The 25,752-nt window shown below is 42.8% G+C and carries 24 protein-coding genes and 1 pseudogene; 9 read left to right on the top strand and 16 right to left on the bottom strand.

Going from position 1 to position 25,752, the window contains the following annotated elements; translation table 11 throughout:
• Positions 1-77: 77 nt before the first annotated feature.
• The 6 genes from IEZ33_RS02200 to IEZ33_RS02175 all read right to left on the bottom strand — a co-directional run bounded on the left by IEZ33_RS02200 (position 78) and on the right by IEZ33_RS02175 (position 7,379).
• Entirely contained in the window at positions 78-884 is an 807-nt protein-coding gene (locus tag IEZ33_RS02200; protein ID WP_191602104.1) for an inositol monophosphatase family protein, read from the bottom strand.
• Between the two features lie 18 nt (positions 885-902).
• The gene (locus IEZ33_RS02195) at positions 903-1,976 is read right to left on the bottom strand and encodes an ABC transporter ATP-binding protein (RefSeq protein ID WP_191602103.1); all 1,074 of its coding nucleotides are present in this window, start codon (positions 1,974-1,976) and stop codon (positions 903-905) included.
• Complete coding sequence (locus tag IEZ33_RS02190; protein ID WP_240009610.1) at positions 1,973-4,207, bottom strand: ABC transporter permease; 2,235 nt, start codon at positions 4,205-4,207, stop codon at positions 1,973-1,975. Before IEZ33_RS02190 ends, IEZ33_RS02195 begins: the two co-directional genes overlap by 4 nt.
• 87 nt (positions 4,208-4,294) lie before the next feature.
• Entirely contained in the window at positions 4,295-5,326 is a 1,032-nt protein-coding gene (locus tag IEZ33_RS02185) for an ABC transporter substrate-binding protein (protein ID WP_191602102.1), read from the bottom strand.
• A 156-nt stretch (positions 5,327-5,482) separates the two neighbouring features.
• Positions 5,483-6,496, bottom strand: a complete 1,014-nt coding sequence (locus IEZ33_RS02180) for a LacI family DNA-binding transcriptional regulator (protein ID WP_191602101.1) — start codon at positions 6,494-6,496, stop codon at positions 5,483-5,485.
• A gap of 292 nt (positions 6,497-6,788) precedes the next feature.
• Positions 6,789-7,379, bottom strand: coding sequence for an FMN-dependent NADH-azoreductase (locus IEZ33_RS02175; protein ID WP_191602100.1), 591 nt, complete (start codon positions 7,377-7,379; stop codon positions 6,789-6,791).
• Between the two features lie 162 nt (positions 7,380-7,541).
• On the opposite strand from IEZ33_RS02175, the gene IEZ33_RS02170 reads away from it, so the two are divergent.
• On the top strand, positions 7,542-8,489 hold the full coding sequence (locus IEZ33_RS02170; protein WP_191602099.1) for a LysR family transcriptional regulator: 948 nt from the start codon (positions 7,542-7,544) through the stop codon (positions 8,487-8,489).
• A gap of 122 nt (positions 8,490-8,611) precedes the next feature.
• Here IEZ33_RS02170 and trmB read toward each other — a convergent pair whose 3' ends face one another.
• From trmB to IEZ33_RS02145, 5 genes are all read right to left on the bottom strand, one after another.
• Entirely contained in the window at positions 8,612-9,319 is a 708-nt protein-coding gene (gene trmB, locus IEZ33_RS02165) for a tRNA (guanosine(46)-N7)-methyltransferase TrmB (RefSeq protein WP_191602098.1), read from the bottom strand.
• Between the two features lie 66 nt (positions 9,320-9,385).
• On the bottom strand, positions 9,386-9,823 hold the full coding sequence (locus IEZ33_RS02160) for a DUF423 domain-containing protein (RefSeq protein ID WP_240009609.1): 438 nt from the start codon (positions 9,821-9,823) through the stop codon (positions 9,386-9,388).
• Positions 9,823-10,797, bottom strand: coding sequence for a WD40 repeat domain-containing protein (locus IEZ33_RS02155; protein WP_191602097.1), 975 nt, complete (start codon positions 10,795-10,797; stop codon positions 9,823-9,825). The genes IEZ33_RS02160 and IEZ33_RS02155 overlap by 1 nt, the downstream gene beginning before the upstream one ends.
• Complete coding sequence (rsd, locus tag IEZ33_RS02150; protein WP_191602096.1) at positions 10,781-11,251, bottom strand: sigma D regulator; 471 nt, start codon at positions 11,249-11,251, stop codon at positions 10,781-10,783. Before rsd ends, IEZ33_RS02155 begins: the two co-directional genes overlap by 17 nt.
• A gap of 101 nt (positions 11,252-11,352) precedes the next feature.
• Complete coding sequence (locus IEZ33_RS02145) at positions 11,353-11,850, bottom strand: disulfide bond formation protein B (RefSeq protein ID WP_191602095.1); 498 nt, start codon at positions 11,848-11,850, stop codon at positions 11,353-11,355.
• Positions 11,851-11,992: 142 nt separating this feature from the next.
• On the opposite strand from IEZ33_RS02145, the gene IEZ33_RS02140 reads away from it, so the two are divergent.
• Positions 11,993-12,409 (top strand): flagellar basal body-associated FliL family protein, encoded by a 417-nt coding sequence (locus IEZ33_RS02140; RefSeq protein WP_191602094.1) that lies wholly within the window; start codon positions 11,993-11,995, stop codon positions 12,407-12,409.
• 67 nt (positions 12,410-12,476) lie between these two features.
• Here IEZ33_RS02140 and IEZ33_RS02135 read toward each other — a convergent pair whose 3' ends face one another.
• From IEZ33_RS02135 to IEZ33_RS02120, 4 genes and pseudogenes are all read right to left on the bottom strand, one after another.
• Complete coding sequence (locus tag IEZ33_RS02135; RefSeq protein WP_191602093.1) at positions 12,477-12,761, bottom strand: oxidative damage protection protein; 285 nt, start codon at positions 12,759-12,761, stop codon at positions 12,477-12,479.
• 83 nt (positions 12,762-12,844) lie between these two features.
• On the bottom strand, positions 12,845-14,014 hold the full coding sequence (gene chrA, locus IEZ33_RS02130) for a chromate efflux transporter (protein ID WP_191602092.1): 1,170 nt from the start codon (positions 14,012-14,014) through the stop codon (positions 12,845-12,847).
• A 78-nt stretch (positions 14,015-14,092) separates the two neighbouring features.
• A pseudogene (gene mutY, locus IEZ33_RS02125) lies at positions 14,093-15,147 on the bottom strand (A/G-specific adenine glycosylase).
• Positions 15,148-15,228: 81 nt separating this feature from the next.
• Positions 15,229-17,538, bottom strand: coding sequence for an AsmA family protein (locus IEZ33_RS02120; RefSeq protein ID WP_191602091.1), 2,310 nt, complete (start codon positions 17,536-17,538; stop codon positions 15,229-15,231).
• A 264-nt stretch (positions 17,539-17,802) separates the two neighbouring features.
• On the opposite strand from IEZ33_RS02120, the gene hisB reads away from it, so the two are divergent.
• From hisB to gshA, 4 genes are all read left to right on the top strand, one after another.
• Positions 17,803-18,396: an imidazoleglycerol-phosphate dehydratase HisB gene (hisB, locus tag IEZ33_RS02115; RefSeq protein ID WP_191602090.1), complete on the top strand. Its 594-nt coding sequence runs from the start codon at positions 17,803-17,805 to the stop codon at positions 18,394-18,396.
• 10 nt (positions 18,397-18,406) lie between these two features.
• Entirely contained in the window at positions 18,407-19,072 is a 666-nt protein-coding gene (gene hisH / locus IEZ33_RS02110) for an imidazole glycerol phosphate synthase subunit HisH (protein ID WP_191602089.1), read from the top strand.
• A gap of 39 nt (positions 19,073-19,111) precedes the next feature.
• Positions 19,112-19,885 carry an imidazole glycerol phosphate synthase subunit HisF gene (gene hisF / locus IEZ33_RS02105; protein ID WP_191602088.1) on the top strand — a complete coding sequence of 258 codons (774 nt, stop codon included), beginning with the start codon at positions 19,112-19,114 and terminating at the stop codon, positions 19,883-19,885.
• 317 nt (positions 19,886-20,202) lie between these two features.
• Positions 20,203-21,795: a glutamate--cysteine ligase gene (gshA, locus tag IEZ33_RS02100; protein ID WP_191602087.1), complete on the top strand. Its 1,593-nt coding sequence runs from the start codon at positions 20,203-20,205 to the stop codon at positions 21,793-21,795.
• Between the two features lie 78 nt (positions 21,796-21,873).
• Here the strand turns inward: gshA and yihA are convergent, their stop codons facing one another.
• Positions 21,874-22,515, bottom strand: a complete 642-nt coding sequence (yihA, locus tag IEZ33_RS02095; protein WP_191602086.1) for a ribosome biogenesis GTP-binding protein YihA/YsxC — start codon at positions 22,513-22,515, stop codon at positions 21,874-21,876.
• A 210-nt stretch (positions 22,516-22,725) separates the two neighbouring features.
• On the opposite strand from yihA, the gene IEZ33_RS02090 reads away from it, so the two are divergent.
• The 3 genes from IEZ33_RS02090 (at position 22,726) to IEZ33_RS02080 (ending at position 25,696) form a co-directional block, all read left to right on the top strand.
• The gene (locus tag IEZ33_RS02090) at positions 22,726-23,328 is read left to right on the top strand and encodes a c-type cytochrome (protein ID WP_191602085.1); all 603 of its coding nucleotides are present in this window, start codon (positions 22,726-22,728) and stop codon (positions 23,326-23,328) included.
• 196 nt (positions 23,329-23,524) lie between these two features.
• On the top strand, positions 23,525-24,148 hold the full coding sequence (locus tag IEZ33_RS02085; protein ID WP_191602084.1) for a thiol:disulfide interchange protein DsbA/DsbL: 624 nt from the start codon (positions 23,525-23,527) through the stop codon (positions 24,146-24,148).
• A 15-nt stretch (positions 24,149-24,163) separates the two neighbouring features.
• Positions 24,164-25,696, top strand: coding sequence for a GGDEF domain-containing protein (locus IEZ33_RS02080; RefSeq protein WP_191602083.1), 1,533 nt, complete (start codon positions 24,164-24,166; stop codon positions 25,694-25,696).
• Positions 25,697-25,752: the final 56 nt, after the last annotated feature.

Below are 25,752 nucleotides of genomic sequence, written 5' to 3'. Positions count from 1 at the left end.
GGACCTGACAAAAAAAGCCCTCATTCTGATCTCTGCAAAATAATGCGGAGTAGAAAAAGGGCTTTTATTCAACGCAATTACAAGGATGTCATTACTTTTAGCTGATCTTTAAGGTTTGTAGAAGACACCAATAAAGGATTGCCCTTTAAGAGCCCTTCGCCTTCAAGAAAATGATTTGTCCAACCTCCCGCCTCATTGACCATAATTAAGCCAGCCAAACAATCCCAAGAGTTTATATGGGGTTCGTAATAACCAATCAACCTACCTGCGGCAACATAGGCTAGCATCAACGCACCAGAACCATTGCGAATAAACATCCCCCCTTGATCCAATAATTGCTCTAGGAATGTTATACAGAAGGAGGAAGACACTCTTTGAGACGTGCCTACGCCCATTACGCCTTCTTTAACAGAGTTTACTTTAAGTGCCGTCACTTTTTGGCCATTAACAAAGCAACCTTGTCCTGCAATGGCGCTAAATAACTCGTTCGTGTTCGGATCAAATACAAAACCAAAGGCAATTTTATTATCTACCATAAGCGCTACTGATAGACACCAAGAGTGCATGCCATTTAGGAAGCAAGCGGTGCCATCGATCGGATCAATCACCCACAAGAAGTTATTATTACCTTTGGTGATGCCTTGCTCTTCCCCGAGAAACCCATCTTCAGAGAAGTGGGCTTGTAAACCTTCAATAATGGTCACTTCTACATTACGATCAGCAATACTCACCACATCTTGTGGCTCCATCTTGGTCTCAACAACCAGCTGATCCCGATTATTAAAATAGTCAAGAGCCTGTGCTCCAGCGACGCGAATAACGCGCTCTGTCTGGTCAGCACGACTCAAAATGTCCGCATTCACGAATTTTGGATCTAAAAACATGAGTAAATACACTCCACTTTATGCGTTCTTCACTAGGGCTAGACCGCGATCTGAAAAAGTAATGACCACATCGGAGCCAACGGTAATGGCTTGATCAACACGAAAGTCGATGACAAACAAACGGCCTACTTCAGAGTCGACTTCGTATTGCATTTGGCTTCCTAAATAAGTCGCTCGACGTACATTTCCTGTCAGGCCTGAGGCCAGACCATCTGACTTTGATAAACGAATTGCACTTGGATGAACCGCCAATTTCACTCTTCCCTTACTAAAATCTCGTGCGGGTAATGTGCAACGTAAAGAACCAACCGCTACCTCCGCGCTGTCCCCTCTTATTGAGACTATATCGGCATCCACTAAATTCGCATCGCCAATGAAATCCGCAATAAAAGTAGACGCAGGTTGTTCGTACAATTCTCGAGGACTGCCTTCTTGAGCGATAACGGAACGATTCATGACGATAATTCTGTCAGAAACGGCCAGCGCCTCTTCTTGGTCATGAGTAACGTACACAGCGGTTAAGCCAATTTTTTGCTGCAGCTCTCGAATCTCTTCACGGACATGACGTCGCAATTTAGCATCAAGATTAGATAAGGGTTCATCTAATAAAAGAACTTCCGGCTCTAGAACCAACGCTCTAGCAACCGCAACGCGTTGTTGTTGCCCACCGGAAAGCTCGCTTGGCAGCCGTTGTCCATAACCCCCTAGACCCACTAGATCTAATCCTTCTTCGCTTTTTTCTTGTGCTTCTATCTTATTAATACCACTGGCGGTCAGTCCATAAGCCACATTTTCTGCCACTGTCATATGAGGGAAAAGTGCATAGGACTGAAACACCATACTGACATCACGATCTGTGGCGGGAAGATGTGTGACCTCTTTATCTCCTATCATAATGCGGCCAGAAGTCGGATGCTCTAGTCCGGCAATCATCCGTAGAGTGGTCGTTTTTCCACAGCCACTTGGCCCCAGTAATGTCACCAAATTACCCGGTTCAATAGTAAATGAAACATGATCAATGGCATTTACTGAACCAAATGATTTGGTGACATTTTCAAAGCTCACAGAGCCGGCTCGATAGTTAAGACTCATGCCTGTTTCTCCTTTAACGAAGGGGTAGAAATTGAAGGACGACTTGGTGTGGTAGAGACCGTTGCGTTACGACGCAGTTTGCGTTGTCCCACAGCCAAATTAATACCGACAATCACAGTCAACATAACAAGAATTAGAACGCTACAGTAAGCGATAGCGATGCCAAACTCTCCATTTTCAACTAAGCCGATAATATAAGAGGTTGCCATATTATGATCAGCGCTCACCAAGAAAATAACCGCGCTAACTGAGGTAATCGCACGCACAAAGCTATACACCAGTGCCGCAATAATGGCGGGTCTTAATAAAGGTAGAATAACGCGGCGGAAGGTTGTTAAACTGTTTGCACCCAAGGTTAACGACGCTTCATCTAAGCTTTTATCTAATTGGCTCATCGCGGCAATCCCGCCTCGAACACCAACAGGCATATTACGGAAAACAAAACAGATAATCAGGATAACGCCTGTTCCTGTTAGCTCAAATGGAGGAACATTAAATGCCAAGATATAACTGATACCAATAACCGTACCTGGAATCGCAAAACTCAGCATAGTGCCAAACTCAAAAGTATCCTTCCACTTAAACTGCTGCCTAACTAACAGATAAGCCGTCAACAAGCCCACCATAGCGGTAAATGGCGCTGCAATGGCCGAAATGCTTAAGGTCGTCCAAAGCGAATCCCACGCGGCCCCTTCCCAAATCACACCAAAGTCTCCCCAGCCAATAGAAAATGCATTCGCGTAATGCTCTAGAGTAAAGCTGTTGTCGTAGCCCCAGTTTTGCACAAAACCACCGAACATAATCATTCCGTAAATAACGATGGTTAACACCGCCCAAGGCAAAGCCGTCATATAGCAAGCCACTCGCATACCTGGATTTAACCCCATATAGGCACCCGATTCTGCTTTCCCGGTAACAGTAGTATAGGATTTCTTACCCAACCATTTACGCTGTAGGAAGAATGCACTTAAGGTAAAGGCCAACAGCAAGATCGCCAAAACCGCGGCGTACCCCTGATCGTTTTGAGCACCGACGATTGCGAAGAAAATCTCAGTAGACAGAACTTCAAAATCACCACCAAGCACCATTGGATTACCAAAGTCAGCCAAACTTTCAATGAAAGCCAGCAAGAAGGCATTCGCCAAACCTGGGCGCATAAGCGGTAAAGACACATTAATAAACGTTTTCCAACGATTCGCACGCAAGGTTTGAGACGCTTCTTCCATCGATGGACTGACACCTTCAACTACACCAATCAGGACTAAAAATGAAATAGGGGTAAAGGACAGCACTTGGGCAAATAAGACCCCCGGCATGCCGTAAAGCCAGCGACCTGGTTCCGTTCCAAATAACTCGGCAAAAAACTGAGTCACCACACCAGAACGACCAAATAATAAAATCAGCGCCAGGCCAATAACAAAGGGCGGCGTTATAATCGGTAAGACGGTCAATAGACGTAACGATTTTTTCCACCGGAATCCAGTTCGAGTCACAACCAATGCAAACGCCAAACCAAGCAGGGTGGTTAAAAACGCCGTCGAAATAGCCAACGAGAGGGAGTTCCATGCGATACCACAAGAGTAACCACTATTTAAACAGGCTAATGACCAAATATTGTCACTGAATAACTTAGAGGCAAACTGCGAAGGCGCAAAAGCACCATCATTATCCATAAAGGCACTGATCAATACTTGGCTCACCGGGAAGAAGACAAAGATAACAACCAAGGTCATAACTAAACCAATGCTACCCGTAACAAATACATCCCCTTTTAAAAATCCAGAGGCCGCTAATCCCGTTGTTAATAAAATCAAAAATGACAGCCCACATAATACAGCACCATACCCCATGCCGTATTGCTGTTGCTCCAGCTCGCCAAAAATAAGATCAAGACTTTCAAACTGCCACCCCATAACGCCTATCGCAAAGCCTTGGGCCAACATATAAATAAGACCAGAAGAACCGGCTATAATTAAGTAACGACTATAACGAGGGTCATTTTTAGTTAACGGAATCAGAAATAATGGCAACATCAGGGGCAAGGCCAAAGGCAATAACCAGAGACGATCGCCGATTAAGCCTTGTAATAAGGCCGGTGCATAATCCGCTTCTATAGGGTAGCCGTCAGATAACCAAATAAAGGACCAAAAACCGTCCTCTAGCAAATACCAAGGCATGACTAAAAAACCGACCCAACCGAGTATCAGCCACGGGATAAATGAGTGTTTCACTATCGATACTCCAAATAGGAAGTTGAGAATCTGCTAGGCAAATTACCTAACAGATCTCATGATATTTTCAAAGATTTAAAGCGTGTATTAACGCGGTAAAGACTTGATGTCAGCATCCCAACGTTGCAATAAATGCTGACGTGTTTCGGCTGCACCGTATTTGGCAAAATCGTAATCGATGAGTTTGATGGTAGAAAAATCCGGTGCGCCTTCAGGCGTCGTCGCCGCTTTATTTGATGGTACTTGATAGGCTTTAGCCTCGGCGGCTAATGATTGAACATCCGGTCTTAACGCAAATTCAGCCCACATTTTCGCTTCTTTCAAGTGACGCGCGCCTTTCACAATACTCATAGAGCCAACTTCATAGCCCGTTCCTTCACAAGGTGAAACGGCTTTTACTGGGTAGCCTTTTTTCACTTGTTTCACAATGTCATGAATAAAGGTGATACCAATCGCTGTCTCGCCGTTGGACGCCGCTTTGATCGGTGCTGAGCCGGACTTGGTATATTGGTTAATATTTTTATGCAATTTGGCTAAGAAATCAAACGCTTGATCTTCTCCCATCATTTGTACATAGGTGGCTAAGGCGGTATAAGAAGTGCCTGAAGAATTTGGGTTGGCAACCTGCACTTCCCCTTTATACATCGGGTCCGTTAAGTCTTTCCAACATTGAGGAGCGGGTAAGCCTTTTGCGTTTAATAGGTCTTCATTATAGCCAAAACCCAATGCACCGGCGTATACACCTACGGTGCGGTAACCAGAGACTTTTGCTTGATTTTGCGCCCAATCTCTTAGTTCAGATAAGGCCTTAGGCTTGTAAACTTGGGTTAATTTTTCAGCGGCGGCTTGCAAATGTGGGTCACCCGTTCCGCCCCACCAGATATCGATCTTAGGGTTTTTTCTTTCTGCACGTAATTGTGCATAAGACTCACCAGAGCTTTTTCGAATTAAAGAAACGTCAATACCCGTTTCTGCTTCGAAGCGAGTTTCCATCAGGCTACACCAGTCCGTATCCGTTGAACACAGTACGTTAAGTTTGCCTTTTGCCATTACTGGAGTGGCTGCCAAAGTAGCCGCTGCAATTAATGTTAAGCCGAGAATATGTGGAGATTTTTTCATTTTTATATTGCCCCCGAATGATTTTTTATTTTTGTGCATACGTATGAACAGAAATAAAAGCATACGCTCGATATTTACTTTATGGAAGTAAAAAATAAAAAAATTGATCATTATATTGACAGTATTAATGTTAAGAGAGCACGAAGAGCAACCAATCTACTTAAGAAGCGTGCCTCTATACACTAATTCAACTGAGACATTATGTTGCGTAGGAGCCGTATTAGGCTGCTTTAGGCGTGTTTGTAAGGCGCTTACTGCCGCTTCAGCCATTTTCTGTGACGATTGTCTCACAGTCGTTAAATTGTAAGATTTATAGCCTGCGATTGATATATCGTCGCAGCCTATAACAGCAATATCGGTCGGCGTTGCTAAACGACGGTCCTGTTTAAGTTCATCTAAAAAACCACAGGCAATGCAATCCATGCAAAAGAAGATGCCATCGGGATAATGCGCAGAAGCCAACATATCTGTTGCATATTGAGTTCCGCCATCATAATTACCACTGTCGCAAAATGCTTCGTCAACCGACAGCACACCCCGCTCAACATAAGGTGAAAGTGCATCAAGAAAACCTTTCGCTCGAGTCGCGCTGCTATAACTCGATACTCTTGAGCGAACCACCTGTAGCCGACTCTTGCCCGCTTTTATCAAGGCCTCTGCAGCCAGTACCCCAGCTTGAGTATTATCTAAATTAACAATATCGGCTTCACTCGAATAGTCGGCTCGGTTTACCAAAATGACTGGCGTACCCCGTTTAATAAACGCTTTTGCAACGGCTTCATTAGGCGTACCAGAGGTGATAATAACGCCACTTAATTGATATTGAACTAGGCTTTGCAATTGAATATCAATAGTATGTTTATCCGACACATCGATCACCATAGGCCGCAAGCCATTATTCTGCACTTCAAGCACAAGGCTGTGCAAAAACTCCGAACGAAACGGATCACCTAAGCCTGCGGTTACTAAGCCAACAAGATCGCTACGCTTTCGAATCATCGTTTGTGCGGCTTTATTGACCTGATAACCTAGCTCATCGGCCGCAGCAAAAACTTTCTGGCGAGTTTTTTCTGAAATACGACTGCTCGGATCAAAACTTCGAGAAACGGTAGACTGGGAAACTCCAGCTAAGCGGGCAACATCGGCTGAAGTGGCATTAGGTTTATGCATGTTTTGCTCAAGAAAATTGACAATGGTAGGTTTATCTTAAAGCCAGATATACTACCACTAGTTTACAAATTAGCCTTAATTCTAGCAGGATATCTTATGAGAACAGGAAAAATCTTATTGAATTCAGGTTTTAACCCAATAAAGAACGTGGATTCATTTCGACTATAGACCCACAATATGTAACATAAAAACCTCCATTACGTCGCTTGATCATTGATGTCAAACAAGAGAATGGAGGTATAATCAAAGAGTTTAAGCGAATTCCAGGGCGAGCCCCAGAATCAAGCCCTCACTACAATGCCGCAATAGACGCTTTCGCCTTGTTAAAGGCTTCTTGGCCAAGGTCACCCATTGCCTGTCCACCCGCCGTGAAACTGTCAACTAAATTCATTCCTAAGAAAGACAAGAAGGTTTTGATGTATGGCATTTGATGGTCATACGGTGTGCCTTCTAAGAAACTGCCACTGGCCGTAAACACATAAGCATCATTTGATAGTAAACCAACAGGCCCTTGATCAGTGTATTTGAAGGTTTCGCCAGCTCGCGCGATATAATCAAAATAGCTTTTTAATGTAGAAGGAATAGAGAAGTTATAGATAGGAGCGCTGATTGCAACCACGTCCGCTTGCTTCACTTCCGCAATCAATTCATCCGCTCTGGCAACAATCGCTTTTTGCTCCGTTGTTCTTTGGTCTTCAGGTGAGAACAAGGCACTCAATGTGTCATGGGTAAAATGTGGTAATGGATTCGCATCGACGTCACGCGTAATAACGGTGCCATCAGGGTTTTTAACCAACCAATTTGCAACAAATTCGTTTAACAACTTACGAGAAGTGGCGTTTTCACCGGATGCACTGGAATCAATTCTAAGTAGTGTTTTCATTGTCTAGCCTTAATGTTAAAAATACGCATTTCATTCGAAGAAACCATTTTAACGTCAAGATAACTGATCTAATAGTGAAAAATATAGCACATAAACATCTAAAAATACGATATATTATTGAAAGGGGTAATGCATTTCAGAATATCAACAGAGGGCCTATCGATGTCAAAAGCACCAAGAGTCACCCTAGAACAATGGCGAGTATTGCAAGCTGTAGTAGATCATGGAGGCTTTGCTCAAGCGGCGGAAGCGTTACATAAAAGCCAATCCTCCATTAGCTATACCGTCGCTAAATTACAAGAACAACTCGGATTTCCTTTATTAGCGATAGAGGGTCGTAAAGCGCAATTAACGGATAGAGGAAATGTATTAGTAAAACGTTCACGACACCTATTAAAAGAAGCCATCGATTTAGAGTCTTTAGCGCATACCCTGGGGAAAGGCTGGGAACCAGAGATTGAGCTGGTGGTGGATGCCGCTTTTCCTACTTATCCTTTATTAAAAGCGCTTAAACGCTTTGAGCCGCAAAGCCAAGGAACACAGATCGAACTCAAAGAAACGGTGCTTGGTGGCGCCGAAGAAGCACTTTTAAAAGGCATGCCAGATTTGGTGATTAGCCCTTTTATTCCTAAAGGTTATTTAGCCGATTCCATCATAGAAGTGGGTTTTATCGCCGTAGCCGCACCAACACATGCCTTATTTAATGATGTAGAACTTATTTCAAATGAACGTCTAGCGAACGAACTACAGATCGTAATTCGAGACTCTTCCAGTGACCATAAAAAAGATGCGGGTTGGTTAGGTTCGGATAGACGTTGGACAGTATCAAGCATCCAGTCGGCTTTAGAGATAGTCAGTAGTGGAATTGGCTTTGCTTGGCTCCCTACCTCTGAAATTGCTAAGCAACTCGACAATGGTGGGCTAAAAGCGATTCCTCTTGTCTCAGGCAGCTACAAATCCGTTCATCTATACGCCATTTTTGGTAAAGGGGAAAGAACCGGACCAGCCACTCAACTATTCCTCGATATACTGCAACATGAATCATCACCCTGCCCGTCCTCGAAAGAAATCGAGCATCAACTTAAACTGGCTGCAAGACATGCCAAGTAGCACCCTTGGTTCAAGAAAACGATTCGTAACCAGCACCACACTCACCATAAAAAAACCTCCTATTACTTTCGCTATAGGAGGTTTAGATAGAGTGCACAACGGTTATTTGTGAAACTGACCCGCTACTTTTTGGCGTAAATAAGATCCCATACACCGTGGCCTAAACGCTCACCCCTTTGCTCAAATTTCGTTAAGGGACGCCAGTCAGGACGGGGATGGAAGGTATTTTTACCTGCGACATTTTCATATAAGGTTTGCGCTTCCATCACCTCCATCATATGTTCAGCGTATGGCTGCCAATCTGTTGCCATGTGGAAGGTACCCGTTGGCTTTAGGATTTCAGCAATTTTCTCAGCGAAAGTAGCTTGTACAATACGACGTTTATTATGACGCTTCTTATGCCATGGATCAGGAAAAAATAACTGAAAAGTCGCAACGGAAGCATTCGGTATGCAGTTAGCCATCACTTCAATGGCATCATCGCAAAACACACGAATATTCTTCACCCCGGCTTCATCGGCCAACATCATCAGCTTAGCAACGCCAGGTGGATGAACTTCAATCCCAATAAAGTCTTTGTCAGGTGCGTTTTTTGCCATTTCAACAAGAGACGCCCCCATACCAAAGCCAACTTCAACAACAATGTCAGACTCTCTACCAAATACGTCTTGGTAATGTAATTGCCCATCTTCAAGGTTCAAACCATAAAATGCCCAATTGGCGTCATAGGCTTTTTGCTGACCTTCTGTCATACGCCCACTGCGTACAACAAAGCTTCTGATAGTGCGTATTTTTGCTGTGGTTTCTGTTTCGTTTTGATGATCTGACATACTCTAATTCGTTCAGTAATTAGTAAAGGGAATTTCATTGAGCGATATGCTACCCGAAAAGTCAGATTATGTCCTGCGAGCCGCGCAGGAAAACACGAAAATCAGCCATCCCCAGCCTAAAAGAAACAAAAAACCGCCAATAGGAGTGATCATGCCAAGCAAAGTCAGACCAGAAAGTGACATGGTAAACAAGCTTCCAGAGAAAAAAACAATGCCCACTAGAAAAGACCATAGCGTCACTCGAGCACGAGGCAGTTGAGCTAAAAATAAAGAGGTAAAGCATCCAGCTAAAGCGTGATAACTCATATAATGACAGCCCGTTTGCCACCAAGATAAGGCTTTCTCATCGACTATAGATTGCAACGCATGCGCGCCAAAAGCACCAAATGCAACCGACAGAAAAGCCAAAAAGGCAAATACACTCAGCCATGAAAGTTGGCGTTTAGACAGAGAAAAATTGGCAATCTGTTGCCCAGATGCCTCTTCTGGATCAGTCATAGACATTACTGAAAAACATTAAGTTTGCCATTACTACCAATGGCATAGTAGGTATCGTCTTTACCAAATGCCAACGCCAAAACAGAAGACCCCGTTGGGCGTAACACATCTTTTAATTCAAGAGACCATTTCTGAATCACGTCACCACTTAATAAACTAATTAGTTTCACATCAGGGCTAATTCCCCCCGTAAGTAAATAACGATTATCAGGGGAGAACCTGGCGTTACTGATCGTGACATTACGAGAATCTAATTTACCTGTGGAGATGGTGAACAGCTCCTTGCCCGTCTCTGTTGACCACACTTTAGCATTGCCTAATTGTGCCGCTGCAAACGCATAGCGACCATCGTCGGATAAGGCCACAGAGGAAATGCGATTACTCAGTTCCCATTGATGTTTGATCTCGCCATTTTGCGTATCCCACACAATAACTTGGTACTTATCATCGCCTGTTATAACGAAACTACCGACATCGTCAACATCCACGCTTCGAACAATCGCGCCAGTTCGAAAGGTTTGTTTAATACCACCATTTTTCACATCAAAGTAACGCGCCGTTTGATCATCTAAACCAACAATAGCGTAATCACCGTTACGAATCAGTTTTGTAGAGCGAATGTCTCCAGGTGTATTCCAAAATCCTTCTGACTGGCCGGTAGAGGTATTCCAGAGCACCATAGTGCGTGCACTACCGGTTAATGCATAACGACCTGAAGGATCAATATCAACACTGATTAAAGGTGTAAAATCACCTTGAGCATGATTCCAATTAAAACGTCGTTCCGCCGGGCTATTACTCCAGAAACTGCCACCATGCTGAATCGAGCCAACCAATGAATTGGCACCATCGGAGCTTAACGCCGCCGAGTAAAGGCCCTGTACTGCGAACTCGGCTGTTTTAGACGGACCTTCGGCTGAGCAAGCAAATAAAAACGTACTTGCAGAAAGAACAAGCGCAAGTTTAAGCACTTTGCTCATTATGAGCCTCGTGCAGCTCTTTGATTAACAAGTCTTCAAGTATGAAGCGGTCTGACATGATGACACTTAATGTTTGCAACGCAAATGGTAACTCAGTCAACTTATCATTACAGTGTTCTTTGGTATCAAATTTATCGTTAAACTCGACAACAAATTCAGTGGTTTCTTGAATCTCTGGCATAACAGACGTTAAACGTTGCAGTGCACTGTCATCACAAAACTCTTTTGCTTCTATGGCCAGCTGCTCATAAATCTCAAAATGGCCCGCTGAAACGTAATCAACAAGTTTTTCTGATACCGACAAAATTAAAGGCGTATCCGTAGGCGTAAATTCTTCTCTTTTACGCAGTTTGATCATGCTTTCAATTAATAGACGACGCTGTTCTAACCAGCGATCAATCATTATATGAACACCGCCCCAACGTTCTTGCGCAGATTTACAACGTTCTAACATAAGAGTGCTCCCTAAAATCAATTATTATCAATAGCATATTCCCATCCAATACACGCTGCAAGAGATTCACATACTCTGTTTACACATTAACAACAATCGCTTTATGTGCGGTTACTTTTGAGTGCAATCATAATATTAATGAATGCCATGCCAACAAATGCGACTAAAGTCCAACCAGGGATGCTTAACCCTAAAAAAGTCCATACAACATCGCCACATTCACCCGTTCCCATAATCATAGCGGACATGATTTCTTGCCATGGAAACACTTCAACCATATAGCTTAAACCAGGCAGACAGGCGGGCAGTTGCTCTTCCGGCAACCCTTGAAGGTATAAATGTCGGATTGATAACCCCGCACCCAATAAGGAAATAACCACGATTGTAATGGAATAATGACGGAATCCCCGTAAAGAATTATGCAGCGCCGAAATACATGACACAACACCAATGGCGAGAAACATGATCCTTTGTAACATACAAAGAGGGCATGGCTCTAACCCCATTTCATATTCCATATAGAAAGCAACCGCCAGCAATGTAAACGCCGCGAATGCAATCAAACCATGAAAACGTCTTATAGAAAGAAACTGCAACATATACTGCCTCACAATAAAAAAATGACCTTAAATATGTAGAACCTAGCGAAAGGAATTCAACAAAAAAAACGTCAATAACTACTGACATAACGCTCATTAGGCGCGTAGTATACAAAGAATTGGACTTAAAACGAGACACCTTATGAAACAACGTACAATACCTTACATTTTACTGACGTTTATTTTGAGCTTTTTCGCTTTAAATGCCGCTTATGCAGAGGAGGAAGGAGAAGCCGTTAGCCTTCCAGTCTATATTGAGCTATCACCTGACTTTATCGTCAATTATGGCTCGAAGGGAAGTAAGCTTAAGTATATTAAAACCCGAATTACACTGAGGACGAAAACCGAGCTGGCAAGCTATATAGATGATAATATGCCATTAGTTAGAGACGCTATCGTTATCTTTATGAGCCAGTTAAAAGACGAACACGTTAAAGGGGCGTTGGCGCGTGAGCAGAGCCGGAAAGATGCGCTAGTGGCACTTAATGAAACACTGAAAGAAGAAACGGGACAAGAACCTGTGATTGACTTATTGTTTGCCAGCTTCGTTACTCAATAACCTCCTCTTTGACTCAATAAAAAAGGAAGCCTTGATCGCTTCCTTTTTTTATTATCTAACACACTTGCTAAAGCTCAATAATATCACTTGGATCAACGTACCCCGTTACTTTATCTGTTGGCTCGTTATTAAAAAATTTCTCCATTTGTTCCATAACGTATTTTCTTGAATCTGGCATCATCATATTGAGCTGCTTTTCATTAATTAGCATGGTTTGCAGCGTCTGCCACTCCTGCCAAGCTTGCTTAGAAACCGAGCTAATAATGTCTTGCCCACGAGCCCCAGGAAAAGGCGCACGATCAAGAGCCTCCAGTTCTTTTTGGTATTTCTTACAAAATACAGTATTTGCCATAATCAACGCCTTTTAACAACCAATGTGTGACACATAAAATAATAACCAATAACTTTATTTAATGCGGGCACAAGTTAAGAAAATCAAGCCAGCCAGTAGCGTAACCATGAGATAGAAGAAAGCACCAGTAAGAGCACTAAAATACTGGGACGCTTCCAAAACAGCCAAGCCCCCGTACACACCATCACAATTCCATCCACAAAACTTAATACACTATGGGGCAAAACAACGGTGGCAAAAACAAACAGCAATAGACCAACAACAGACGCATTTAACGCCACAATGGCCGCATTTATTTTCGGGATAGCCGAGAACCGCTTCCAGTGATGCTGAGCAAACAACATCAGTAATAAGCCCGGTAAAAACACCCCTAAAGAAGCCATCCCCCCCAGCAGCATAAATGCAAAGGGGTCGCTCATCTCCCTACCAGTCATGCCCCCCAGAAACGTCGCGACAGTAAACATAGGGCCAGGAACCGACTGAGCTAGAGCATAACCAGAAAGAATCACCTCTTCAGGAAGTTGATCTAAAACACTTTGCAAGAGCGGCAGTATCACATGACCACCACCAAATACCAAACTGCCGGCTTGGTAATAGTCAAAAAACACATTCATCGCCAAAGATGAAAATGTAAAAAAGCTCAGTACAAATAAAAGAACAGCCACAATACCCGCAGTATTCGCATAACGAACATCGGTCAATTCAGACGCGCTTTTGTTGTCATTAAGTGGTAAAAAGCCTCCTACTAGTGCGGTGATAAATAGCATGATTAAAGTGCCGTATCCAAATGACCACAGAGCAAGAAAAGCGATGGATGCAATAGCAATAATACGCGTGGTTGTACTCTTACAAAACTGCTTCCACATAGTGTAACAGGCATCCGCCACCACCACTGTCGCCAATAAAGTTAACCCTTGGACCCAAAATTGTAAAAAACCATTATCATCTAAGGCATTATTTCCCCAAACAAATAACAACATGATAATGACCGAGGGTAATGTGAAACCAACAAATGCCGCCACAGCACCAGACCAACCACCTCGATGATAACCGATGGCAAAACCCACTTGGCTGGACCCAGGACCTGGCACCACTTGGCTGAGCATAACAAACTGAGCATAACTTTCTTTCGTTAGCCAGTGTCGGTTTTCAACAAATTCTTTATAAAAATAGCCTAAATGTGCCGCAGGCCCTCCAAAACTGGAACACCCTAAGATAAAAAAGCGAATAAAGACTTCCCATACTGCAGACATAATTTCACCCTTAAGAAACCTAACTAAAATGCCTTATATTGCACCAGACAAATATTTCAATTTGACGTGAATACCAAATTAATGAGACAACACTTCTTCCAAGATTTGCCTCACAGGCGCAGGCAGACCCAAGGTTAAAGCCACCTCTTTTGAGTACCACTGATATTTAGTACTTTCAGCAACGGCTCCAGTCATACCCATGGCAAAAACAATAGGCTGAATCATTAAATGATAGTGACTAAAGGTGTGGCGGAAGGAGGTTAAACGATTAGCTGAGCTAAGTTGGCACTGAAACCTTTGCTCAGTTTCCATTACTAACTGATCCTCTTCGTTAGACTCAGGCAAACTCCAAAGTCCACCCCAAATGCCTACCGACGGACGTTTCTCTAGCAGTACATTGCTATTGGAGTCCAGTAGAATCAACATGATTGTATTTTTAGTGGGGCTTCTCTTTTTTCACTTTTTTAATAGGAAAATTCGTTGGATCTCCTATCTGTAAAGCGGCACAATCCTCATTTATAGGACATAACAAACACTGAGGTTTACTACGGGGTACAAAGAGTAGCCCCTAAGTCCATCATAGCCTGAGTGAAGTCGCCAGGCCTATCTGCAGGTACATACTGCTCAGCAAGGTCCCACATCATAGTCTCAGTTTTTTTCTCACCGGGCCAAGTTGGAACCGCATGAAAACGCGCCAAAACACGCTTAACATTGCCATCGAGTATAGCGGCTTGGACGCCTCTGGAAATAGACAGTATGGCCGCGGCGGTGGAGCGCCCTATTCCAGACAGTTCACAAACCCCTTCAACCGTTAATGGAAATTCACTCTCGTATTCATCCACTAACCTCTTGGCCGCCTTGTGTAAGTTACGCGCCCTAGCGTAATACCCTAAACCACTCCAATGAGCTAAAACATCGTCTTCAGACGCTTTAGCAAGGCTTTCAACATTAGGAAACGATTGCATAAAACGCTCGTAATACGGAATCACCGTTGTCACTTGTGTTTGCTGCAACATAATTTCTGAAATCCAAACACGATAAGGCGTTTTGTTCTGTTGCCAAGGTAAGTTCTTTCGACCATATTGGTCAAACCAGGATAAAACACGTTCAGAGAAGTTTTTAGCAGGGATCATTAGGCTCTCACGGCAAAAGGAAGACGAGCCTTCCTTTTGCACTGTTACATTTAATTGGTTAGTTATTGAATAAACGAAGGATCAACCAAAGAGGCCTTTAAGGCTGTCTTTCAATTTTTCTTTGGCTTTGTCCTCTTCTTCTTTTAATTTCGCTTTTGCTCTGGCCTTTTCAGCGTCCAGTTTTTCTTGAGCACGCGCTTTTTCAGCCTCAAGTTTCTCTTGAGCCCTGGCTTTCTCTGCATCTAACTTTTCTTGGGCGCGCGCTTTTTCAGCCTCCAATTTCACTTTAGCTCTGGCTTTTTCTGCATCCAGCTTCGCGTTTAGCTCAATTTTTGCTAGGTCAGCAAAAACCTTCCCAAACCCGGCCAAATCAGGCGCACACAGACCAGCCGGGTCGTCGCTGAATTTACCTTTGCAAACAACGGGGAACGCTAATTTTGTAAACACTTCTTTAACTCGACACGCATTATCCAAGCCACTACCAGTAAAAGCGATATTCGTACGATAATCTAGTGACGAGTTTGGCAATGAAATCACACCATCTCCCGTGACCTTTAGGGTAACGGCGGAAATGGTTAAGCCCGGTGTAGATATTTCCCCGTTCACAATATGAGCTGGGAAAGTTAATCTTTCAAAGGGGGTATTTTCATCGAAAGAGGATTGCTCCAGAGATTCATTACGCGTTACGGCAATGCCTTCACATACCGCTTTAGTGAGGTTCATTCCAACTAACTCACCATCATTAACTTCGACCAACAAATCGCCACTTAATGACGCCATTAAACTGTCAATCGTGTTACCTGAAAGTACCAAGTTACCGTTTACCACTGTGCTACCAGCTATTTTCTCTAATTCCATAAAATCATTTAGCAAGGGTTGAATCTGTATGTTTTTCACATCAGGATACACGTTAATTTTAGGCGTTTGTTGACGCACATCTAAATTCGCGGTCAACTTGGCTCGGCCTGAATACAAGTCCACATTTAATGGCTCAAGTTTCACCAAACCATTCGATTGGGTTGACTTAGCGGTAATAGAGTCCAGCTTAAGATTCAAAACAGTGACATCGTTTAACTCAAGGCTAACGCGACCATTAAGCTGCTTTATTAATTCAACAGGTAGTAATTCCACGACTTCAGCGCCCGCTTCAGCAACAACGACCTCTTCTTCTTTAGGTGAATTCTCAACAGAATCAGACTTTGGAGGTAAATAACGATCTACATCTAATGCATTACCTTCGATCGCAATATCCCAATACAAGGGCTCTAAATTCACTTGCGCGATGGTGTTAAGTGTCGTTTGATCTAAGTTCAACGTAAAAGGACTCACTTGTATTTTTTTGGTTGAACCTGACAATGAGAGTTCCGCAGACAAGCGCGTTAATGCCGTTTCATCACTCATTTCTGGCAACGCAATCGATAATTTGTTGAGTAAATCACGTGGATTTAGATTATCTAGTGTAAGAGAACCATCAAAAACGGGCTCGCTTAATACTTGATAGGCATTAATTGAGGTTGAAAGCGACGCCCCCAAAGCCGACAGCTCTGCATTTTCAATAATGACGTTTTCTTGTGGTAAATCAAAATCCACCTGTTTCACAATAAAAGAGGCGGCTAAAGGCGATACGGGTAAAAATTCCGCTTGCGTCTCTGTTTTGAGCGTTAACCCTTCTAAAGAAAAGGCTTCTTTTTCTGGGAAAATAGATAGGTTTGCACCTAAAGAGACTGTGGATTGCATTTTATCCTGCCCAGCTAAGTCACTTTTCTCCACGGCGATCTCAAGTAACATCGGCCAAGCTTCATCCCAACGTACATTATTCAACTCTAGATCAAGCGCCGTTTTTAACAGCATATTGTTTTGTTCATCGCGATATTGCAGTTGCGCATTTTGAACAAGTAACTGATCGAGTTGAATGTTTGGCAGGGAGAAAGGCTCTTTTGATGCCTGACTGTCATCTGTTTCTGCAGGAGAACCATTCTGCTCGGCCGTAGCAACCTCTGCTGAAGCATTGGTACTCCAATTTGGCGTGCCTTGTTTATCAACAGAAAGGTTGGCTTCCAAATCAATAATTTTCACTCTATCAACTTGCACCGTTTGGCTTAGTAAAGGAATGATAGCCAAACCAAATTCAACCTTGCCAAACTTCACCAACTCTTGCTGAGACCCTAAGGCAACACCAACATCCGCCAGTTCTAAGCCTAACCAGGGGAAAAACGACCAACTGATGTCACCATCTAAACGCAAGGTCACATTAGCTTGTTTACTAGCAACAGTTTGTAACTCTTGCTTAAAGTCGTTCGGATCAATAAAAACCACAACATAAACAATGGCCGCAACAAGCAACGCTACCAATGCTGCAATTCCTAAGCTTAACCGCTTTAACCAAATCATGTTTACTCTCCATTAATCATTAAACGCATCTATGAAGGCTTATGCCTCAAAACAGTCGAGTCAGCTTACCTTCTTATTCTTTTATTAAAGCATATTGAAAACGCCCTCTGCACCAACAAACACAAGAAGAGTTCAAAAGAGAGTCACTTTAAGATAGAAGCATAGAGAGCTCCGTTCTATAATGTCGGTATTATTGTAGGTAACTTGTCGATTTTGTATAAAACGCCTTACCCATCCTTATTTTAAACACGGAGAAATTCATTCATGTCCGATCGCATTGCCAGTGTTGAACGCAACACTCTTGAGACTCAAATCAAAGTGACCATCAACCTAGATGGAACAGGTAAGTTCAACTGTGAAACTGGGGTTCCTTTTCTTGATCATATGCTTGACCAAGTAGCACGTCACGGCTTAATAGATATGGACATTCATGCCGTTGGTGATTTACACATTGACGCTCATCACACTGTCGAAGACTTAGGCATTACGCTTGGTCAAGCGTTTGATATTGCTGTTGGCGATAAAAAAGGAATTAAGCGCTATGGTCACGCTTACGTGCCATTAGACGAAGCGCTTTCACGAGTGGTCATTGATTTTTCCGGGCGCCCAGGTCTAGAAATGCATGTGCCTTTTACTCGCGGTTCTGTTGGTGGCTTTGATGTTGATCTTTTTTCTGAGTTTTTTCACGGTTTTATTAACCACGCAAAAGTCACTTTGCATTTAGATAATTTACGCGGTAAAAACACCCACCATCAAGCTGAAACCATTTTTAAAGCATTTGGTCGCGCTTTACGCATGGCCCTAGAGGTGGATGAACGTATGGCTGGACAAATGCCATCTACTAAAGGTTGTTTATAAAGGCTTAACAATGACTATCCCAAAAAAATCTGTTGTTGCTGTGATTGATTATGGCATGGGGAACTTGCACTCAGTTGCCAAAGCGTTAGAACATGTGGCGGATGAAAATACACACGTCGTTGTCACCAGTGACCCAGCGGTTATCGATGCCGCTGATCGCGTTCTTCTTCCTGGTGTTGGCGCAATTCGTGATTGTGTTGGTGAAATGCATAAAACTGGCTTAGTACCAAGTATTCGCAAAGCAATGGCTGAAAAACCCTTTCTCGCGATTTGCGTCGGCATCCAATCCTTAATGTCCCATAGTGAAGAAAACAATGGGGTTGATTGCCTTAACCATTTCCAAGGTAATGCACTCTTCTTTGGTGAAACGCACAAAGACTATGATGGCCGTAAATTAAAAGTACCTCATATGGGCTGGAATCAGGTATCACAAACCATTGATCATCCGTTATGGAAAGGCATTCCAGACAAGGCACCCTTTTATTTTGTACACAGCTATTATGTTGTCCCCCAAAATAAAGAAGAAATGGCGGGCACCTGTGACTACGGCTTAACCTTCTGCGTAGCCCTTGCAAAAGACAATGTTTTTGCGGTGCAATTTCACCCAGAAAAAAGCCACAAAGACGGTTTACAGCTTTATAAAAACTTTATCAATTGGAACGGCCGAGCATATTAATACTTCGCCGTTTCTTTACAACGATTTTAGGAGCCAGAAATGGGCTTAGCAAAACGCATAATTCCTTGTCTTGACGTTGATAATGGACGTGTCGTTAAAGGCGTACAATTTTTAGATATTCGAGATGCTGGTGATCCTGTAGAAGTCGCTAAACGCTATGATGAACAAGGCGCAGATGAGATCACCTTTCTAGACATCACCGCAAGTTCAGACGATAGAGAAACAACGGTCCATATGGTAGAAGCCATTGCGAGCCAAGTCTTTATCCCTTTGACTGTAGGCGGTGGAATCCGAACTTGTGATGACATACGACGTATGTTAAATGCAGGCGCAGATAAAGTAGGCATCAATACCGCGGCTGTATTTAACCCTGAATTTGTGCGCGAAGCGGCTCAACGCTTTGGTTCTCAATGTATTGTGGTGGCCATCGATGCAAAAAAGGTCAGCGCAGAAGGTGAGACCGACAAATGGGAAATTTTTACCCATGGTGGCCGCAAACCAACAGGACTGGATGCGGTTGAGTGGGCCAAGAAAATGGTTGAATATGGTGCAGGCGAAATACTATTAACCAGTATGGACCGAGATGGCACAAAAAACGGTTTTGATCTTGGTGTGACGCGCGCCATCAGTGAAGCCGTCCATGTTCCAGTCATTGCATCTGGAGGCGTTGGCAACTTAGCGCATTTAGTTGATGGTGTCATCAAAGGCAAGGCGGATGCGGTACTCGCGGCCAGTATTTTTCACTTTGCTGAATACAGCATCCAAGAAGCGAAAGAAACGATGCAGGCCGCCGGCATCGAGATGCGATTATAATAGTGCAAACACGCTCTTCTCATGAAAGTACCTGCTACTAAGTAGCAGGTACTTTCACAGGGCTTTTATCATACCCTTTTACCCTCCTCATCTCTCTTTCTTAAACATCAATACAGCTAAACATAGTCTTGTCATTCTATTTTGTATTATTGAATGAGCGACTTTAGCAAGTTAAATAGACCGACATTCAGGCAAATTATCTTCCATAATCTGCAATGATTGTGAAAGCGGTAGGCTGCACTCTTGCCGCACCGAATAACACAAGAGTACAATCAGAAAAACCCTTATTAAAATGCCTTACGTAAAAGGAATATGATTTGACTACTTCGCTGTCCACCGCTTTAACGGCACTCGATGCGTTCTGTCAACAGAACAAAGAAGCAACACCACTTACTTTCCACCGAGGTGTTGAACGCGAAGCACTGAGGGTTAATAAATTAAACGGTCGTATTTCTCATCAGCCTCACCCTCAAAAACTGGGTTCGGCACTTACCCATAACGCGATCACCACAGATTACTCAGAATCGTTAATGGAATTTATTACTGGTGTGCACCCAAATGTTGAGGGTGTGATGTCTGAATTAACAACGATTCACCATTTCGTTAATCACACGTTAGCAGAGCAAGGTGAATGCTTATGGCCAGCAAGTATGCCTTGCTATTTAGAAAATAATGAAGATGTTCCCATCGCCGATTATGGGTCATCCAATGTTGGCAAATTAAAACGTGTATATCGAGAAGGTTTATCCAATCGCTATGGTCGCATAATGCAATGCATCGCCGGTATGCATTACAATTTCTCTTTCGATGAAGATTTTTGGGATTTTTTACAGACCTACAAAACAGGCTCAGCCAACCCAGAAGCACGACAAGTTTTTAAATCCGATAGCTATTTCGCTCTAATTCGTAACTTTAGACGCAACTCATGGCTACTATCCTATCTATTTGGGGCATCACCAGCGGTTGATAAGAGCTTTTTCCAGAAAGGCACGGACAAACTCAATATGCTTGGCGAGAACACTTATTATGGACAACACGCCACCTCACTTAGAATGAGTGATCTTGGGTATCAAAACAATGCGCAAGCTGATTTATTTGTGTGTTACAACAAAGTGAGCACTTACATTGACACACTAAAACAAGCATTGAAAACGCCTTATCCAAAATACCAACAAATAGGCTTAAAAACGGATGGGGTATACAATCAACTAAACACAAATATTTTGCAGATTGAAAACGAATACTACAGTGACATAAGGCCAAAGCGCGTTACTCAGTCTGGAGAACACCCGAGTACGGCATTACAATCTCGTGGCGTTGAGTATATAGAAGTTCGGATCATGGACATCGACCCTTTCTCCCCTATCGGAATGTCAAAGAATACGCTCTATTTTATCGATGTTTTCTTGGTCTTTTGCATGCTAGATGGCGATCATGAATTGCGTGAAGAAGAGTGCCACGCGTTAAGAGAACTGCAACAAGAAATTGCCACACACGGAAGAGATGAGAACTATCTTTTTGATTTCGGCAAGGGTGATGTGCTGATAAAGGATCAAGGTCTACATGTATTAGAAAAATTGCAAACTGTCGCCCGTTTTTTAAGCCAACACACAGGCAATGAACACTACGTAAACGCAATTGAAGAGAAAGTGCAGGCATTTAAAACACCGGCGGCGTTACCCTCCAATAAAATAGTTTCGTTAGCGGAACAAGCAAGCGGTTATAAAGAAGCCATGCTAGCTTTGGCCAAAGATCAACAACAAGAATGGTTAAATACGCCATTATCCAAAGAAGAAGAGACTCTCTTTGCCAACCAAGCAAAAGAGTCATTTGAAAAACAGCATGCTATAGAAGCAGCAGACACATTGGATTTTGATACTTACTTAACGGAATACCTAATACCACAATAGTTTACGGCCTTCCCCAGTGAAATTGAGTAGAGTGGCAACGAAATCTCACTGGGGTTATGTAAACAAGGATGTGAGGTTTTACCCTTCGGCTTTGGCGGCTTTAGTAAAAGCGCCTAATTCCAACCATTCACCCAACTTATTTCTTAGGGCATCAAGTCCATCACCAGATAAACCAGAGAAGGTTTGCACCGAGCCGATCACCCCTCTTTCGTTTAGATTCTTTTGAACTTGTAACATGGTTGATTTAGCGGGTCCGCGCTTCAATTTATCCGACTTAGTCAACAGAACATGAACCTGCATTTTATTGGCCTGAGCCCAATCTAGCATTAATTCATCAAATTCTTTTAATGGGTGGCGAATGTCCATCACTAAGACAAAACCCACTAATGAATGTCGATTCATAAGATAGTCTTGCATGTGGGCTTGCCAGTTAATTTTCATCGCCACAGGGACTTTTGCAAACCCATAACCAGGTAAGTCAATTAAACGCCTGTCGTCCACATTTAGGCCAAAACAATTAATTAATTGTGTTCGCCCTGGCGTTTTTGAAGTCCTTGCTAATTTCTTTTGGTCAGTCAGTGTATTTAAGGCCGTTGACTTGCCAGCATTGGAGCGCCCAGCAAAAGCAACCTCCAAACCTTGGTCAATTGGACATTGAGAGAGTTTTTCAGCACTTTTGATAAAATAAGCTGAGTGAAAAATAGGATCAAAGGGTGTCATAAGTTGATATTCGTCAATAGAGTCTGATTAGCGTTCACGTTTTTCATTTGGTTGTATATAATGCCTATTAAATTGTTTATTTACCATGCTTTAACTCGGTACTTCTTGATTAGTCTACTGCAGTAGGTAAATATACGGGTCATATATCGTGTTTGTTTTGTCATGCCAGTCAAAATAAATGCATTTTTCTTGATATGTCAGGGGCAGTGAATGAAAAAAGTATTAGTAGGTATGTTGGTCGCAGTGAGCGCAACATCAGTAGCAATGGCTCAAGGCAATGCCGATGCTGGAAAAGAATTGGTAACAACTTGCGCAGCCTGTCATGCAGCGGACGGAAACAGCCTTGCGCCTACTTTCCCGAAACTTGCTGGTCAGCAAGAAAAATACCTTCTTAAACAACTGAATGATATCAAATCCGGTACTCGTCCAATTGCACAGATGGCCGGACAGCTTGACAACCTAACAGATCAAAACTTAGCCGACATCGCCGCTTACTTTGCAAGCAACGCTGTTGTTGTTGGTCAAGCCGATGCCGCTTTAGTAGAAGCTGGTAAAGCACTGTATCGTTCAGGCAACCCTAAAACAGGTGTTCCGGCTTGCACAGCGTGCCATGGACCAAGCGGTAAAGGCCTTGATTCAGCGGCTTTCCCATCACTCAGCGGTCAACATGCTGACTACACCAAGTCTCAGCTAAAAATGTTCCAAAAAGGTGAAAGAGCAAATGATCCGGCCAATATCATGCGTGATATCGCCTTTAAAATGAATGATAATGAAATTGAAGCCGTTTCTAGCTATATTCAAGGCCTTTACTAGACGGCGCCAGCTCTAGCCATCTTGTATTGATAGACAAACACTCTTAAAAGAAAGACTATTAAGAGTGTTTGCCGTAAACATTACGTAAAGTTAACGAAAACACATACGATTAATGACTCTTGAACATCCTATTTTAGGTAGAATTTTATAAATAATGATTACCCTTCTGATTTATGAATGTTACCTGGAGAATTTAATGAAAAAACTGTTCCTATCCTTCGTACTCGCTTTTGTTTTACCTTCACTCGCTATCGCTGCCGATTACAGCCCAGGCAATGGCTACACTCTTATCAAATCACCTGTACGAACCGCATCGCCTGACAAAATAGAAGTCATCGAAATTTTTTGGTATGGCTGCCCACATTGTTTTTCGCTTGAGCCTTTAACAGAAGCTTGGTCGGCAGACCTGCCAGAAGACGTAGACTTCAAGTTCACTCCAGCCGTATTTGGCCGTAACTGGCTAGCTCACGCAAAAGCGTATCATGTTGCGGATATTCTGAATGTATTAGATAAAACACACTCAGCCTTGTTCAATGCTATACATTTAGACAAACGTCGTCTAAATTCAGAAGATGACTTAGCGGAATTTTTTGCGCAATATGGTGTAAGTGAAGATGAATTCAAAAAACAATACAATTCTTTCGCCGTAAACAGCCGTTTGAAGCAAGCCGATGCCAAAATCAGAGCCTATGGCGCTCGTGGCGTTCCAGGTTTAATTGTTAACGGTAAATATTTAGTGACCGCGGAGACGGCAAATGGTAGTAATAACATCTATAATGTTGTTGACTACCTAATAGAACAAGAACGCAAAACAATGTAGTTTAAGTGAGGAAAAATGTCAGATCCAGCGACAATTAAGCTGATAGAAACGCTTCGTAAAGCCGTCTCTAGAACCAGTATGATGGCAGAAGGGATGGACCCTCAGCTGGATCTGGCATTAAAAGAAATTCGACAAACGATCACGTCAAACTCAGATGCTACTACCATCAGCACTGTGTTAAAAGAATCTGAACCAAAACTAATAAAAGCCGACGAAGCACGAGATTTCAGAGCGAAGAAATTTCGAGATGTTCTTCATGATTTAATCGATCTTCTAGAACGACTCCCAAACCACACTGTCCCTCAGAAACAGAAAAAAGACTTACTTACGACAATACGCAGCCAATGGCAATCTGTCCCTCACTGGCCTGATTTAGTAGAGTCTTCACTTTCTTTGGTTGAGGCCACTTTATTAGCGAACAATGACGCTAAAAATGAAAAACGCTCGCTTTTTAAAAAGTTATTTTCCAAAAATGGGAAAGAAAGCTCCATTGCTGAAAAGAATATTTCAGGTGTCTTACTGGATGTGTCTCAAACCTTAACCTCACTGTTAGATAACCTATCGCTGCCAGAAAATTTTGATGACCAAATAAGTGACGTGAAAATTTTTTTAAGCGATTCGAAAGAGTTAGAACACATCCCCAAAATGGTGGCAGAAACCACTAACTTAGCCATGATCGCCCTGGGCAAAAACCAGCAAGATTTAACGTCTTATTTAAGCCAGTTAAATTCTCAGCTCGCCTCGATCAATGCCGGTATAGTAACCAGCTATAAAAGCCAGAGAACATTAACGAGCACTCGTAAAGATCTAAACTCTGAATTAAGAAAACACGTTTCTGAAACATCAAACGCAGCATTACAAGCAAAAGATTTAGGTAATTTAAAAAGCCTAATTGAGGCAAAGCTTGGCACCATTTCATCAACAATGGATCAGTACCAAAAGCAGATGCAGGAACAAGAAAAGCAAGCAAGTCATTCCATTTCCCACTTAAGAAATAAAGTCAGTAGAATGGAAAAAGACGCCTCAACGCTCAGACTCAGCTTACAGCAAAAGCTTGCACAAGCGATGACCGATAGTTTAACGAACCTTCCAAACCGAGCCGCCTACCAAGACTCAATATTGCCTATTTGTAATATGAATCAAAAAGCCAACACCCAGTTGGCTCTTGCTGTGTGTGATATTGACCACTTCAAAAGTGTAAATGATACTTGGGGCCACCTGGCTGGGGATAAAGTATTAAGATTACTCCCTAGGCAGATTCGTAGCGCACTCACAGAAAAAGACATGGCATTTCGCTATGGGGGTGAGGAGTTTGTTATTTTATTACCCAATACCTCTCTTAGTGCCGCTAAAACAAAAATGGAAGGCATTCGCCAAGCAGTTGAAAAGATGCCATTTAATGTTCAAGGTGAACCCGTTCCTATCACCATATCTATAGGTGTGGCTCTATTACAAGAGAACGAAAACCATGAAGCCCTGTTCGAAAGAGCGGATAAAAACCTGTACCAGGCAAAAGAACAAGGTCGAAACCGAGTTGTGTTCTCTTAGAATTAAGCTGTGTTCTCTAGAGTTAAGCTGTGTTCTCTTAGAATTAAGCTGTGTTC

This window comes from Marinomonas algicola (assembly GCF_014805825.1).
In the GTDB taxonomy this organism is placed as follows: domain Bacteria; phylum Pseudomonadota; class Gammaproteobacteria; order Pseudomonadales; family Marinomonadaceae; genus Marinomonas; species Marinomonas algicola.
This window is presented reverse-complemented; position numbering and strand designations above follow the sequence as displayed.